The 14,819-nt window shown below is 47.3% G+C and carries 16 protein-coding genes; 9 read left to right on the forward strand and 7 right to left on the reverse strand.

What is annotated here, in order from left to right; all coding sequences use genetic code 11:
• Positions 1–114: 114 nt before the first annotated feature.
• Positions 115–654, reverse strand: coding sequence for a gamma carbonic anhydrase family protein (locus OLMES_RS00225; protein ID WP_087459387.1), 540 nt, complete (start codon positions 652–654; stop codon positions 115–117).
• Between the two features lie 113 nt (positions 655–767).
• Here OLMES_RS00225 and prlC point away from each other — a divergent pair, with 113 nt between their 5' ends.
• Both prlC and OLMES_RS00235 read left to right on the forward strand, forming a co-directional pair.
• A complete protein-coding gene (gene prlC / locus OLMES_RS00230) occupies positions 768–2,807 on the forward strand; it encodes an oligopeptidase A (protein WP_087459388.1) in 2,040 nt (679 codons plus the stop codon).
• Between the two features lie 62 nt (positions 2,808–2,869).
• On the forward strand, positions 2,870–3,118 hold the full coding sequence (locus tag OLMES_RS00235) for a YheV family putative zinc ribbon protein (protein ID WP_087459389.1): 249 nt from the start codon (positions 2,870–2,872) through the stop codon (positions 3,116–3,118).
• A gap of 47 nt (positions 3,119–3,165) precedes the next feature.
• Here OLMES_RS00235 and OLMES_RS00240 read toward each other — a convergent pair whose 3' ends face one another.
• The gene (locus OLMES_RS00240) at positions 3,166–3,816 is read right to left on the reverse strand and encodes a hypothetical protein (protein WP_087459390.1); all 651 of its coding nucleotides are present in this window, start codon (positions 3,814–3,816) and stop codon (positions 3,166–3,168) included.
• A 257-nt stretch (positions 3,817–4,073) separates the two neighbouring features.
• On the opposite strand from OLMES_RS00240, the gene OLMES_RS00245 reads away from it, so the two are divergent.
• Together OLMES_RS00245 and OLMES_RS00250 are read left to right on the forward strand one after the other, a co-directional pair.
• Positions 4,074–4,823 carry an SCO family protein gene (locus tag OLMES_RS00245; protein WP_157678071.1) on the forward strand — a complete coding sequence of 250 codons (750 nt, stop codon included), beginning with the start codon at positions 4,074–4,076 and terminating at the stop codon, positions 4,821–4,823.
• 34 nt (positions 4,824–4,857) lie between these two features.
• A complete protein-coding gene (locus OLMES_RS00250; protein WP_087459392.1) occupies positions 4,858–5,832 on the forward strand; it encodes a sensor domain-containing diguanylate cyclase in 975 nt (324 codons plus the stop codon).
• 13 nt (positions 5,833–5,845) lie between these two features.
• Here OLMES_RS00250 and OLMES_RS00255 read toward each other — a convergent pair whose 3' ends face one another.
• Entirely contained in the window at positions 5,846–7,051 is a 1,206-nt protein-coding gene (locus tag OLMES_RS00255; RefSeq protein WP_087459393.1) for an HD-GYP domain-containing protein, read from the reverse strand.
• Between the two features lie 261 nt (positions 7,052–7,312).
• Here OLMES_RS00255 and OLMES_RS00260 point away from each other — a divergent pair, with 261 nt between their 5' ends.
• Positions 7,313–8,173 carry a serine hydrolase domain-containing protein gene (locus OLMES_RS00260; protein ID WP_087459394.1) on the forward strand — a complete coding sequence of 287 codons (861 nt, stop codon included), beginning with the start codon at positions 7,313–7,315 and terminating at the stop codon, positions 8,171–8,173.
• Between the two features lie 29 nt (positions 8,174–8,202).
• Here the strand turns inward: OLMES_RS00260 and OLMES_RS00265 are convergent, their stop codons facing one another.
• Together OLMES_RS00265 and OLMES_RS00270 are read right to left on the reverse strand one after the other, a co-directional pair.
• A complete protein-coding gene (locus OLMES_RS00265; protein WP_087459395.1) occupies positions 8,203–9,858 on the reverse strand; it encodes an IS200/IS605 family accessory protein TnpB-related protein in 1,656 nt (551 codons plus the stop codon).
• Positions 9,858–10,454, reverse strand: coding sequence for an IS607 family transposase (locus OLMES_RS00270; protein ID WP_087464271.1), 597 nt, complete (start codon positions 10,452–10,454; stop codon positions 9,858–9,860). The genes OLMES_RS00265 and OLMES_RS00270 overlap by 1 nt, the downstream gene beginning before the upstream one ends.
• Before the next feature lie 295 nt (positions 10,455–10,749).
• Between OLMES_RS00270 and OLMES_RS00275 the strand changes: the two genes are divergently transcribed.
• Complete coding sequence (locus OLMES_RS00275; protein WP_269767734.1) at positions 10,750–11,208, forward strand: serine hydrolase; 459 nt, start codon at positions 10,750–10,752, stop codon at positions 11,206–11,208.
• A 115-nt stretch (positions 11,209–11,323) separates the two neighbouring features.
• On the opposite strand, the gene OLMES_RS00280 is transcribed toward OLMES_RS00275, so the two are convergent.
• Positions 11,324–11,680, reverse strand: a complete 357-nt coding sequence (locus OLMES_RS00280; protein ID WP_087459397.1) for a hypothetical protein — start codon at positions 11,678–11,680, stop codon at positions 11,324–11,326.
• A gap of 192 nt (positions 11,681–11,872) precedes the next feature.
• On the opposite strand from OLMES_RS00280, the gene OLMES_RS00285 reads away from it, so the two are divergent.
• From OLMES_RS00285 to OLMES_RS00295, 3 genes are all read left to right on the forward strand, one after another.
• Positions 11,873–12,073: a hypothetical protein gene (locus tag OLMES_RS00285; protein ID WP_087459398.1), complete on the forward strand. Its 201-nt coding sequence runs from the start codon at positions 11,873–11,875 to the stop codon at positions 12,071–12,073.
• 221 nt (positions 12,074–12,294) lie between these two features.
• On the forward strand, positions 12,295–12,963 hold the full coding sequence (locus OLMES_RS00290) for a hypothetical protein (RefSeq protein WP_087459399.1): 669 nt from the start codon (positions 12,295–12,297) through the stop codon (positions 12,961–12,963).
• Between the two features lie 240 nt (positions 12,964–13,203).
• A complete protein-coding gene (locus tag OLMES_RS00295; RefSeq protein WP_087459400.1) occupies positions 13,204–13,404 on the forward strand; it encodes a hypothetical protein in 201 nt (66 codons plus the stop codon).
• Positions 13,405–13,459: 55 nt separating this feature from the next.
• Here OLMES_RS00295 and OLMES_RS00300 read toward each other — a convergent pair whose 3' ends face one another.
• Positions 13,460–14,626, reverse strand: a complete 1,167-nt coding sequence (locus tag OLMES_RS00300) for a hypothetical protein (protein ID WP_087459401.1) — start codon at positions 14,624–14,626, stop codon at positions 13,460–13,462.
• Between the last annotated feature and the right edge of the window lie 193 nt (positions 14,627–14,819).

The following is a 14,819-nucleotide window of genomic DNA, read 5'->3' on the forward strand; positions in this document are numbered from 1 at the left end:
GGCCCGTCGCGCTTGTCTTCAATTCTTGATCAATGTCTGATTAATGAATAATGGCGGTCTCAATTGTTTTCAAGAGGGAAACCGCAAAAATTTTTTGCCGGACTAATCGTCAGCTCAATCAGACGTTTCTGCTAAATGTAAGTTTTTCAGCTTTACATAGTTACTGGCCGTGTAAGGAAAAAAGCGTCGTTCTTTTTCTGTGACGGGTCGAATGCGTTTTGCCGGGGAACCCATATACAAATATCCACTTTCCAGCGTTTTACCCGGTGGAACCAGTGTTCCTGCGCCAATGATTACGTCATCCTCCACCACCGCGCCATCCATAATAATTGCGCCCATGCCAACCAGAACCCGGTTGCCAATGGTACAGCCATGTAACAAGGCTTTATGGCCTACAGTAACATCATCGCCGATGGTGAGCGGGAACCCGCCAGGGTTGAAATCGCTGGCATGCGTAATATGTAATACTGAGCCGTCTTGAATACTGGTTCGTTGGCCAATCCGTATCCGGTGCATATCACCGCGAACAACGGTGAGTGGCCAGATTGAGCTGTCTGCGCCAATTTCTACGTCACCAATGACAACTGCGGATGGGTCGATAAACACCTTTTCGCCCAACCGGGGGGTGATACCCTGATACGTTCGAATGGTCATGGAAGCTCCTTTTTTGAAATTAAAATTGCAAATTCACCGTATGACGATGGCCGTTTGTATGTCATTATGCGCTATCAATTGAGAATAATTAAGATTCAGTACAGGAACGTCACATGGCCAATCCTCTCTTGCAAGAAACTCTTTATCCGGCTTTTGATCAAATTAAAGCTGAGCATATCGTACCGGCGATAGATACCGTGCTTGCGGATAATCGGGCAGCAATTTCAGTTTTGTTGCATCAACAGCAACCGGGCTGGCGGGATTTTGTCGCACGGATGGAGGCGTTGGAAGACCGTCTGGAGAATGTTTGGTCGACCATTAGTCATTTGAACAGCGTCATGAACAGTGACGAGATTCGCGATGCCTATAAAGTCTGTGTGCAAAAAGTGACGGAGTACAGTACTGAACTGGGTCAGAACAAGGACTTGTGGCAAGCCTACAAACAATGCCGTGATTCGGATGAATTCAAGACGTTGTCTCAGCAACAATGCAAAGCAATTGAAAATATTCTGCAGGACTTCCACCTTTCCGGTGTCGATCTCGAAGAAGAGAAGAAACAGCGTTTTGCTTCACTCTCGCAGAAACTTGCAGATTTGACCAGTCGATTTTCCGATAATGTACTGGATGCGACCCAAGGCTGGACACTGCACGTGGAAGATGCTGAAACTGTGCCGGGATTACCGGAGAGCGCATTAAAGTCTGCAGAACAGGCTGCACAGCAACGGGATTTGTCGGGTTTAGTGTTCACACTCGATATACCCAGCTATTTGCCGATGGTGACCTACTGTGAAAACGCAGATTTACGTCGACAAATGTATGAAGCTTATAATACCCGTGCATCGGAATGTGGTCCGAATGCGGGTAAGTGGGATAACACCCAGATCATGCAGGATATTTTGCAAGTACGTGCAGAATTGGCGGGATTATTGGGGTTTGCAAACTATGCTGAGCGTTCTCTTGCCCGGAAAATGGCGAATACCCCTGCTGAAGTGCTGGATTTCCTGAGAGAACTGGCGAGTAAGTCCAAGCCTTACGCCGAAAAGGATTTGCAGGAACTGCGGGAATTTGCTCAACAGCTGGATGGAACCACTGAACTGAATGCCTGGGATGTCCCCTTCTACAGTGAAAAATTGAAACAGCAGCGTTATCAATTGTCCCAGGAACAATTACGCCCTTATTTTCCATTACCACGGGTATTACAGGGGTTGTTTACCTGTGCTTCCCGCTTGTTCAATATTGAAATCAAAAATGTGGCGGCACCGGTACCGCTTTGGCATGAGGACGTTCAATTTTTTGAAATTCATCGTAACGGTGAACAGATTGCGGCATTTTATTTTGATGTGTACGCCCGTTCTAACAAGCGTGGTGGTGCCTGGATGGCCAATTGCCGTACCCGTCGTCGCCTTGCCGATGGCCAAATCCAGTTGCCCGTGGCGTTTATGGTGTGTAATTTCTCAAATCCGGTGGACGGCCGCCCTGCTCTGCTTACCCATGACGAAGTGACTACACTGTTTCATGAATTTGGTCATGGTCTGCATCATATGCTGACACGTATGGAGGTGTCCGAGGTCTCCGGTATTAATGGGGTCGCCTGGGATGCGGTAGAACTGCCTAGTCAATTTATGGAAAACTGGTGTTGGGAGCCGGAAGCGCTGGAATTAATCTCCGGACATTTCGAATCTGGAGAGCCTCTGCCGGATACTCTGCTCCAGCAAATGTTGAAAGCACGTAATTTCCAGGCGGGATTATTTACGGTACGCCAGCTGGAGTTTGCCTTGTTTGACTTCCGCTTGCACAGTGAGTACCAAGTGGACGCGCCTGTGGATATATTGCGCTTACTGGCAGAAGTTCGCGATGAAGTTGCGGTCATTGTGCCGCCCGCATTTAATCGCTTCCCCCATAGTTTCTCCCATATATTTGCCGGTGGTTATGCTGCGGGCTATTACAGTTACAAATGGGCAGAAGTACTGGCTGCGGATGCGTTCTCGCTGTTTGAAGAAAATGGCATATTTGATACGAAAACCGGAGAGTTGTTCAGAACCACGGTGTTGGAACAAGGCGGATCCCGGGAGCCGATGGAATTGTTTGTTGAATTCCGGGGTCGCAAACCCAGTGTCGAGCCATTATTAAGACATTCCGGATTAGCGGCCTAAAAAACTCCGATCTTGCCAAAGGACGCCTGCTGAGTGGTAAAATACACGAAGGAGGAGTCCTTATGACAACGAAACGCCGATTTATTGCCGGGGCAGTCTGTCCACGCTGTGCCGAAATGGACAAACTGGTTATGTACCGGGAAGCAGAAACGACTTACCGGGAGTGTATCAGTTGTGGTTACGAAGACAGCCAGACTGAATCCAGCTTTACCGAGTTGAAAACCCGGGTCAATCAGGTTGATACACCGGAAGCGGCATCATCTGCAGCAGATGATATAGCTGTGGTACGCATTCTGGAGCCCGGGAAGTGATTGCCCGACTGGCCAGGTAAGGCCAGCCCGGTTTGAAAAAATGAAAATCAACCGGAACGCATTGAAAAATTGAAACGTATCTGATTGCGTTCCAGCAAGGAATTCCAGTAATCCCGCATCCAGTTCCAGGCTTTGTGTTTGACCTGTCTGACAAATGGATTGAGATCCAGCTCATAGTAACTGGGCGCACCCATCAGCTGGCAGACTGTAATCAAAATTGATTGATCCAGTTCGTTGGAAAAAGGCTCACCAATCAAATGGTGGGCCAACAGATTTGCTTCGGTGGTTTTGACATCGACCAGGTTGCTGTTTCGAATACTTTTATTATTCTCATACATCTCTTCAATGAGTCGATGACACAGATAGGCATTCATCAGCAGTCCGTCAAGGCCCACATATTTGGAGAATATCACTGAGGGTTGTATAAAGTAGTTGATGGCGGTGTCAATGAATGGCTGAAAAAGATCCTGCTCGTCCGCTTCTCTGGCACAGGCTTCAACACATTCAATGAGGCGCGGTGCCATTTCGATATACTCAACCGCAAAATTGAACAGACAATCCTGCGGGCTGTCACCATGCAGGCCAATAATCAGATGCAGTTCGCCCAGCTTACTGTTCATCAGACGGGCGAAGTGACCGGTTTTAGCCTCGTCCGCTTTGGCCTTCTGAATTAAAAAGATGATTTTATCCGGTGTCATGTAGGTTCCTGCGCTTATACCTACTCTTTAAACTGAAACGTCAACACGCTCTAATTACAGTGTAGAAGAGAACTGGGTGAGATAAAGGCTGCGGTTAGTCTATTTTGGTATGTACGTAGAGCAAATACCCCCTGCTGAGTATAAGATGGTTCCTTGGCGATGAGCAGCGCCTGCAGAGTTTATTAAAACTACCAAATAGTCTAAGCGGTAAAAATAGCCTGAGCGGCAATCCCATTAAATTGAAAAGGAGTACGAAGTTGACATCGAAAGTTAAGAAAATGGTGCTGATATCGGGTCTTTCGGCATTCGTGGTGGGGTTGGTTATTGCCATAATCGTTGGCCAGCGAAGCGGTGGGGCACTACCGCAATCCTATCTCGAAAACCTGGCAAAATCAGGAATATATATCCATGAAGAGGGTACCACAGTGCCCGCTGTGGCGTTATTGGATCAACAGGGTAATCCATTCAATATCCGTGATCTCGAAGGTACATGGTCTTTCGTTTTCTTTGGTTATACCTATTGCCCGGATATTTGCCCGACGACTTTGGTTACGTTTAAAAAGCTGGAAAAGGCGCTTTCAGAGAGCGGTTTTCTGGATGATACCCGTTTTGTGATGGTTTCAGTCGACCCGAAACGGGATACACCTGAACGACTCAACGCATACCTGGCGTTTTTTAATCCGGACTATCTGGGTCTGACCGGGGATGTGAATGCCATTACGGCACTGGCTCGATCTGTCAATGTCGGATTTCGTATTCCTGATAAGCAACCGGGCGGAAGTCAAGATAACGGGGATTCGATGAAGGCGCAGAACTTTGAGGCAGGTCAGGGTAATCAGCCGAATAATTCGGAAAATACCGGACTGGAAGCGATGGATGATTATCTCGTGGACCACAGTACTCATATTTTGTTGTTGAATCCGGATGTTCAATTGGCCGGTGTGTTTCAAATGCCTCACCGGGAGGCATTAATGGCGTCTGTTTACCAGCGACTCAGACAGGATTAACAAGCACCTGATAGGTGTGAAGAGGGCTTCCAGTATGGGACAGCCGTTGAGTGTAGACGGTTTGATGGGAGATCTGGTTGCCCATGTGCGTGATGGAATCGTCGTCACAGATTTAAGCAGTCAAAAAAACGAGATTGTATTTGCCAACCCGGCATTTCTGAACATGCTGGGTTATCGGGAAAATGATATCGTCGGGCAGGGCACCCGTGCTTTATTGGGCAAGCAAACCCGTCCATTGGCGGCACAGACGTTTCGTCGAGCGATCGCAAAAAAACTGGAATGTCTGGTTACGGTCAGTGTTTTGTGTCGAGATGGCAGCGAACGTTGGCTTGAAGTGAGTGGTTCGCCCTTGATGCTTCCGGGTCAACCGCCTTATTACGTCGGAATCTGTCGTGATGTATCGCAACGCGTGAGTGCATTTCAGGCCGTGTTGGAATCGGAAATTTTCCTGGCAGAAACCGGGCCGGAAAATACCGGGCACGAAACGGCATTATCCATTGATGCTTTGACTTCTCTGTATAACCGTAATTATTTCGAAGAGTATGCTGAACGGGAATGGTCCATGATGACTCGCCAGCACCTCCCGATAACGTTGTTCATGCTGGGTTTGAAAGACCTTGATCTTGTTGCGCAAGACGGGAGCCAGTTATCAGAGAGCAAGTTCAAAGAGGCTGCAGCGGATCGAATTCGGGGACTCTTCCGGCGTGGCACAGATCTGGTCGCACACTTTGATGATACCCGTTTCGTAATGATTTCGGCGGGAATGGGCTGGGAAGAGGTGGAGTTAATGTCGAACAGACTCCACCAACAAGTGAGTGATCTCATTCGGCAACTGACTCAGCACGTCAAGACCGAGCAGGAGGCTTTAGTTCATGTTGCAGTTGGTGTTTCCACCTCAATTCCCGAAGAAGGACATGCCATCGATGAGTTAATACAGGCAGCGGAAATGGCATTGCTTGATGCGTTCAGCGCAACTGGTAAACCTGTAGTTATGCGCTCGCCGCTGTAGCAATGGCAGCGCTCTAGAGAAAATCTTTCACGGTAATTTTATAAAAGTCCGGATCGGCAGCTTTGATGATCCGATCCTGAGCCCCTGGCTTCGCTAAGTCAATTACCTGAAGTTTGATAAAGCTGCGAAACTTCGTATGGTACATCACACGAACGACGGGCAAGCGTTGATCGAATTCGTTGCTCTCAATGACCACTCCGAGGCGACCGCTCTCCAGGAGCACGAGAGAACCAACCGGGTAAATACCCACACAGCGTATGAAGTGCTCGACCAATGAACGATCAAGATGGGTGCCGCTCCATTCCAGGAGTTTTTTAATGGCGAGTGTAGGGTGCATGCCTTTATGATAACAGCGATCTGCTGTAATCGCGTCATAGACATCGGTGATCGCAACCATGCGCCCATAGGGCGAAATTTCTTCTCCTTTCAACCCATTCGGATAGCCACTGCCATCCATTCGTTCATGATGCTGGCCTGCTACAATTGCGGTTAGTTCACTGATCCCTTCCGTATTCTTGAGAATCTCTTCACTGTGCGTGACATGTTGTTTCATGGCGCTGAATTCCGCTTCGTTTAAACGATCCGGTTTGTGCAATATTTCGTCCGGGACGAGAATTTTGCCGATATCATGGAGCAGGGCGCCGACAATGGTTTGTTGCATGATGTTGCGATCCAGTTGGATGGATCGGCCAAAAACGGACATTAATACACTGAGATTAACAGAGTGCTCCATGAGATACTGGTCTTTTTCGCGAATTCGACCCAGACAGCTGAGTGCATTGTGATTGCGGAAAATGGAGTCCAGCATATCATCTGCGAGTTCTTCAACCGAGGAGACATCAATCTGCTTACCCAGTTTTATGTCGTCCATTACGTTGCTGACCAGACCTGTGGCTTCCTTGTGAATTTGACTGGCCCTGATCATTTCATCTTTGATACTGATTGCGGGTTTGGTCAGGGGTTTGAGGGCTGCCACTTCGGCCAGGTCCTGCTCGTTTTGTTGATCAACTTCGTTTGCGGGAATGCCGTCCTGGGTATCGTCACCTTTCATGGTGTCGATGTACAAATCCGTAACACCCAGGCTTTTGATCTTTTCAATGATGGCTTCGTTTTTGATCTGGCCTTTTTTTCGGGCATTGTTGTGGGGAATCCAGTCTCGATTGAGATCAGAGATGTACATACCCACACGTAACTGGGAAATAGGGATGCGCTTGATCACAGGCGTTTTCCTTTTGCGTTCGGTAATGCAATGGTCCCGGTAATATAACGATCTCGATGGCACATTAGCGTCGCTCGTACACCGGTCCGCATCACGTTCAAGCTTTAACAGAATCTGAGTAGGAAACATCAATAGCATTCAGTATAGCGGTATCTGGATGGAGTTGTGCACGGATTGATCCGTTTGCTGTATCCATGTGGTACGTGTGTACAAAATATGGCAAGCTATCGCGGTTTTAATATGGTTACTGAAAATTGAGTTATGAAAAAACTGATTCGTAAAACCTTGAACACCGTGGCGGTGCCAACGGAGTTATCCACCGTAACAACCATCAATCATCATGCTGAAGTGGCCGCTGAAGCAGTTGATCTTTCCCCTGACAATGTTGAGCGAATCTGGTCTGCGGTCGAGACCCTTTATCGTTCAGGTACTCAGCCAGCCATTCAGTTGTGTCTGAGGCGTCGCGGTGAGATTGTGTTACATCGTGCCATTGGACACCGGGCCGGAAACGGGCCAAAAGACAGCAGGGATACGCCAAAGCAACTGATGGATACCAGCACACCGATGTGTTTGTTTTCATCCTCCAAGGCGGTAACAGCTCTCCTGATCCATATGTTGTGTGAAGAGACCGAAGTTAATTTACTGGATCCTGTAAGTTACTATCTCCCTGAATTTGCCAAACATGGTAAACGCAACATCACGATCCATCAGATTCTTTCCCATCGGGGCGGCATTCCGGGGCTGCCAGCAAATGTACCGCTTGATACCTTGTGGGACGATGAGGAAATATGGCGCCTTTTGTGTGAGGCCAAACCGATTTCGGTTGATGGCAATATGCTCGCTTATCATGCCATTACGGGTGGTTTCGTCCTCGGCAGACTGGTGCAGAAAATTACAGGCGCAGGTATTCAACAGTACCTCCAGAAGAAATTGCGTGAGCCACTGGCCATGACAAACTTCACCTATGGCATACCTTCCGGTGACTGTTCAGGAATAGCGTTGAACTATGCGACGGGTCCCAAACCTGTATTTCCGATTTCCTGGTTTGTGAAACGTGCATTGGGGGCAGATATAGATACTATTGAGTCTGTGAGTAATGACCGTTTTCATAAACCTGCTTAAACCTACTCAAGGTTTAAACGAGCCTATCCCTACAGCGCAGGGTGCGCGGAAAGCAAGGTAGTGCTTTCCTGAATCAAGTCGGGACTCATGCCCGGTCTACCATCAAGGCGAGCCTCAACGGAGTAACTAACCCGATTCACACGACGAAAGTGACGCCAGCCACTCAGAAAATCTAATGATTTTTCGAGTGGTTGGTACCAACGCTGAAGTTTGTTGTAATACTGATAATCCCCGAGCGCCATCCTTACAGGCGGATGCTCGGTCTTAACGGTACCCTTCGCGTTAATACCAATGAGTTGTTTTGGCGGCTTTTCTTTAAAGCCATAATGCCGACGACCAATCACTAACGCGGCGGCATGGTGGTCTGAGAAACCGTGTCGATCGCGATATTTCATCCGCCCCAATAATGAGGTATAAGCCGGATTGACGTGATAAAGGTGTATGCCGCGTTTAATGCTTTGCGTTTCAATCAAGTCCTTGATCTTGCCGTAAGCAAAGGCATTCAACATGCGGGCATACTGAGGATGATCCTGCTTTTGGTACTGCCGTTTCTTCTGCTGAAAATCCAGCTTTTCGATCACCACCGCTTTACTTTGCTGTGCGGCAAAATCCATCAGGTCGCGTACGGCATCCCCAATAATGGCTGCCCGTTGAGCATCATTCTTATAGTGTAACGGTAAGTCAAACGTTCGGTGTTGCAGTGGGTTACCGTTTCGATCCAGCTCGACGACCGCTAAGTGGTCCGGGTTGACATCTACACCGATGACACCTTGGTCAGCATCGATCCACTCTGCTTGCTCTGTTGATCCTGCCACTTCCACGCTAACGAGTAACCGCCAACCTTTTTTGTCTCGCTTAAATCGAAAGCTCAGGGATTGCCCTTTGATTGATTTATCGTGTTTTTTAACCTGATTCTGCCAAACGGCTTGGGCAATAGCCGCCTTACCATGCTTGAATTGCAGGCGATCAATATTAATGGTCGTGCCGAACGTGGCGCGTAATTGATGGGGCACCAAGAGTTTTAGTTGGTAAGCATCTTCTTGCTCACTGGGCGATAGCTGGGCATTTTGACAGCCCCAGGATTCATCATGAGAACCCACTAATAGAAATTCACGGTGTCGCGCTTCGTGCCAGCGACATTGCCAATCCCTGACCCCTTCATTGGATTTTAGTGTTTGTCGCTCTTTCAGCAGCTTTCGACCACCAAAACAAATCGGTGTTTTGTTTTCCTGTTTTTCGGCCACCAAGGCGGCCTGCTTTTGCTGCCAACGATGCAGTTTCACTTGCTTCTGTCGCAGCCTGTTGCGAAGTTGTTTTGCCTGTTGCGGGCAGCCTTTCTCTGCAACATGATCACAGCGCTGCTTTAGCTTGTTGAGCGTTTTCTCCAGCTGTTTGATTTTAACGTCCAGCGTCACCAATCGGTTGTTTCGATTGGTTTGGTAAGACTGGATTAAACCTTTAATGCTTTGCCGGACGCCTTGAAACACCCGGTAGCTGAAAGGCATCCCCATTTCATGCATAAACTGGGTACGATTCAATTGCTGGGCTTTAGGCTTTTGTAAGTTAGCAAACCAACGAAACTTCACTTGATTCCACAGCTCGGCATAGTGGCACAATGCCGCATCCTGCTCATGAATCAAATCAAGCCGGGTTTCAAAGGTGAGTGTTTTCGTTGGCGTATCCACTAGGCGATGGCTCGTTGATTTTTACGACTACGTGAACCATGCAATCGCGCACTGAAGACCGTCATTAACGCTAACACATCATGGCAAAGTTGCTGTTCAAAGTTTTCTTCAACTTCCTCAAGAATGACAACCTCCGTACCGTAAAACTGGCAAAGCGCAAATAACAATTCAGCCCCAAATCGGAGTAAGCGATCTTTATGAACGATAACCAGTCGTTTTACCTTACGCTGACAAATCAACTTAATTAATCGCTTTAATCCCCGTTTTTTATAGTTTAATCCTGAGCCAAGATCATCAATGGTTTCGACAGCTTCATAGCCAGCCTCTCTGGCATGTTTTTGCAAGCGAGCAATTTGCGTTTGCAAATCTTTTTTCTGATCATGAGAAGAGACGCGTGCATAACAGATTGTTCTGCGTTGCTCATTAGCAGTCGACTGACCGCAAAAGGCTAAAAGTTTATCAAGCGCGTAACGACGATGGCCACCAGGCGTACGGAAATCTGAGAAAAATCGTGATTCTTTTTCCCAGCGACGAAGGGTGGAAACGGCCACACCCAGCAGAAAAGCGGCAGCGCCTATCGATAGAAATTCAGCCATGATCATCACCTCCATCCATGAGAAAACAATACTGTACAAGCTACTGTATATGAGTAGGTTTAGTCAAGTATTTCGTTAACTGTTAAAGCCCCCGGTTCAGGGCAACCTAGCAATAAATGATCAATTTGATCGTGTTGCAATCAATTCACGATCATACAAGAACGACTCAAAGCAAAAGGGCTTGTTGCTCTCCGAGGAGCATTGAATAATCTATTGGATTCCATTCAAAATGGCTTGTGACTGAGTATTTTTCAACTTAAACGTTCAAATAACGTTCAATCAAATTGATCATTTATTGCTAGGTTGCCCTGGCCCCCGGTTTCAACAAACCGTTATCCCGGCGGGTAATCTTGTGGGCACGGCCGAAGAAATATCACGCTTTTTTCAGATGATGCTGGATGATGGCATGTATCAGGGCAAGCAGGTTTGTAAACCGCTTACGGTTCGCCGAGCGACGCAGGAATTCGGAGCCCTGCAGTTTGACCGAACGCTGATGTTACCGATGCGCTATAGTGCCGGGATGATGTTGGGCGGAGAGCCATTCGGATTTTGGGGGCCACAGAGCGGAAAAGCCTATGGACACCTCGGATTAATCAATAAACTGTGCTGGGCAGATCCGGAGCGGGACATTTCTGTGGCGCTTCTGACGAATGGCATTCCAATCGTAGCGCACCATATTCCATCGTTGATTAATTTTGTACTGACCGTGGGGCGCAACTGCAGCAAGTTACATAATTTGAGTGAAGCGGCTTGATGCGGCTTTAAGATTGTGTTCTCTGCAGTGTCTTGATTTGCTAAAGGGCGTACAGAACGTATTGGCTTCTGATCTGTACGCTTCAGGTTGAACTTCGCGTTTGAATTAATGGTTGTTATTTGAAGTCACCGGAACTGTGGTTTTGCTGATCCAGAATTTTCACAACTTCAGTGATACTTTCATGCAAATCCAGGCGCGAACTGGTCCGCAAAACGATATTCTCCGACTGGTCGCTCAGGCTTTCCAGTTTAGCCTTTAGATGTCGTATACCTTCGGTAATGATTTCATAAGGATAGTGATGATCCTGGATGCTTAACTTGTTCAGTTCACTCAATTCGTGATGGAGAATACTGATGATATCGTATACGAAGTCTTTATGAGCCAGAGTCGACGTTTCCCAGTAAGCATTATCGAGGAGTTCGTTCAAAGTTAAGAATTCGCGGAGTGCATCAGCTATTGTCGCTGAACTCATAGTCTGTCCCTTTGTCCAAATTGGTGTCTAGTAAGAATAGCAAAGCACCATAAGCAACTTTTGTCGAATTTTGTGCTGCTGAAAGATACACATGAAGCAGTTGTAATGCGCCCGAAACTTGATTAAGGGTCAATTGTATAGCAAAATAGGTTAAAAAATAATCTGACACAGGATAACAAGGATGTACTGGTTATGGAATCGCCGATCAAATCACTTTATTACGACGAAGTAAAACACAACCTCAAAGCGAAATTACATCAGGAAGTAATGGAATTGGAAGAACGGGTTCGGTTGCTTCGTGGTTCAAACAGCAAGAATCGTGATCTGATGATCTCGACATATCAGCGTATTATCGAAAACAAGCAGCACTTTATGCGTTCCTGTAATTTATAAACAGGTGTTAAGACATCTTGGCGCTAAGACGTTGGGGAAGTTAACCCCCAGGAGGCCGTCCGGCTGATTTTACTTTAGAATTACCGTATAATAGGTTATATTTTAATCAAGCGCTCGATGAATCATATAACTTCGGGCGTGTTTGTGTCAGGTGACAAGATCAAGTACGAGTAGTTGTACTTTAATCGAGTTTCACGATTGAGTGTTCTGGAAGGTGTGTGATGGCAGAAGTAGGTGCTTTGAACAATCAAAGGTTGGGGTACCCCAATCCAGCGCTTGCTGATCGTAACAGTGATGCGGCGCGGGACGGACGGCGTTCTGTTAGCCAGTTTGAAAGTCCTGATTTAACTCAAAATGATACAATTGACCGTGGCAATGCGCCATCGCCGTTAAACAATGGTTCTGCCAATACGGTAAACGCAACTAACGGTAGTAGTGATTCCAATGCCGCACGGCGTGCCGCGCAGGATGGTGAGGCGTTTGATCGAGCTGAAGCGAATGTGCAAGCGTTAAGGTCGTCAGAAGATCAGACCGAAGCACGCCGAGAAGCGAATTTACAAGAAACTGCGGCTGCGTTTGAGCGTCAGTTGCAACGATCGGCTTTGGAGCGCGCATCATCTGAACGGATTCAGCAGGAAGAACAGGTTGAGGCCCAACAACAAGCTGAAGTAGTCAATGTTGCTCCACCGGCGCAATCTTTGGCAAGACAGGATCCGGAAAGCGTGGAATCGAATGAAACGGATAGTCCCTCTGGACAGGCTTCAGGGACAACTGGAGTTGAAGTTCCCGAGCAGAGTCGGGAAAATGATGCCTTTAGCGATATTCGTGAACGGATTACCAGTGAAACCGCGGAAAGTGCCTTGGGTCTGAACGTGAATACTGTCTCGTAGTTGCTTTAAGCTCATCTGCTAAACAAAAACACAGCGTCTTCGGACGCTGTTTTTGTTTTGGTTGACCGTGATTAAGCCTGAATGTCCTGATAGGTTATGGCCTGCGAATTACCGCCTCCCACGTTAAGATTTACACTTTGAAACAAAGGTGAACATATTCTTACGGCAGAGTGTTAACCAGTGCCGTTGTGGGCTGAAAAAAATGTATATTCTGTTCATATATTGAGCAGGGGACGTGACATGACAACGACACTAGAAGCCCAGCGGGAAAAGTTAGAGCAGGAAATTCAGGAAGCATACGAACAGCTTGAGATGTTGCGGCAACAACCTTGTCCCAACTTCAAAATACTGAATTATTACACTGATGTGGTGGCGCGCAACACGCAGTTAGTTGAAATGATTGATTGCCACATTTTTGACCGGACACAGAGCGTTCAGTAATTGTGAATCGATCTGGTCCAGAACAGATGATGTGTTTCTGTTTCTATGCCTATTATTAGTTGAAGGCGCGATTCAACACCGGAGTGCCAATATAGGTTTCCAGCGGTTCAGCATCTAACGTGTCATAGTTAGGGTCTTCATAATTTACGACTTCCCATTCCGGATTATCTGAAACGAATTGACTGTCCCTCTGCAGTTGGCGAATCGAGCTGATAAGCTCTTCTGACGGGTCGAACAAGATCGTTCCGTTTGTCAGAGTCTCACCATTCAAAGTGGTTGCACAAGCTGTTGAACCCTCCGTGCAACGCCATTCGAGTGCATCGATAAACGAAGACGTATAAATACTGACTTCAGTGCTGGAATAATCAATGACGAACTTCAAGCGCTTGACAGGGTCTACGCTCGGTGCAGGTGTGAAAGCCTCTTCATCGGCGTATTCTGCGGTGTCGCTGTTATGGGTGAGGAAATCTTTTTCGATCGTTGCGCTGGCGGTATCATTCGTGGCGAAGGAACCGATCAATGTCCATGGGGTATCGTAGCCTTGTGCTGCAAATGTGCTTGCCGAATAAGTAGCTGAACTGAATGTAGCACCAGTTTGCAGTGATAGATTGTCATCGACAGGGCTGCCATCCTGAGTGGAGGTGGTTTCTACAATAGTGCGGGTTACAAAGTCGCCATTTGGGTTTGTACTGTTTACGCTATTTCGGAAGTCGATGGTATATCGATATTCCAGTTCACTGTCTTCAGCTTGTATAAAAACGCCCCTGTTGCCAACAATATGATTATTGTTGTAGACGCAGCTTACATCGTCAGCAATACTTTGCTGAATCATGCGGCGACCATCGTTGATATTTGCAATTTCGTCATTGGCGATTGCTTCTTCGATCAGATCTAATGGATTGTTATAACTGTTAACAGAGGCTGGGTCACCGCTGGCACCTGTTGCCACCATAATTTTCTCGGTCAGAAACGCCAGTAACAGCTGCCCTGATTCAGATTGGCTTCCATCACTGGCCCGTGAGCCCTTCAGGAAGTCATCGAAGTAAGTTCGCGACAAATTTTCAGTAACGCGAAATGTTCCCCTGCCGTAGTTCACTCTCAGCGACGGGTCTGAACAACTACTGGGTTCCACGCTTGGCCCGGAGGAGCCGCATCCGGTTAATACCAGAGTCATGGGAACACCGATGACCAAAGACAGTACTGATTTGGGGAAAGAAGGCATGATCATTCCTGATAGCAAGGGTTAATAACTGTAACTACCGTACAGTTTTATGCAGTTCTCGCAAGCATTATTGTAAATTCTTGCGAACCATAACCCATTATTGTCATTACGAAATTGGGACAATTGCTGCTCCCAGTAGGGTGCTCGCATCGTGTTGGTCTTTTGAGTTGGATTCTACTGCGCACAGAGCACT

Origin of the sequence: Oleiphilus messinensis, assembly GCF_002162375.1 — a bacterium.
Taxonomy (GTDB): domain Bacteria; phylum Pseudomonadota; class Gammaproteobacteria; order Pseudomonadales; family Oleiphilaceae; genus Oleiphilus; species Oleiphilus messinensis.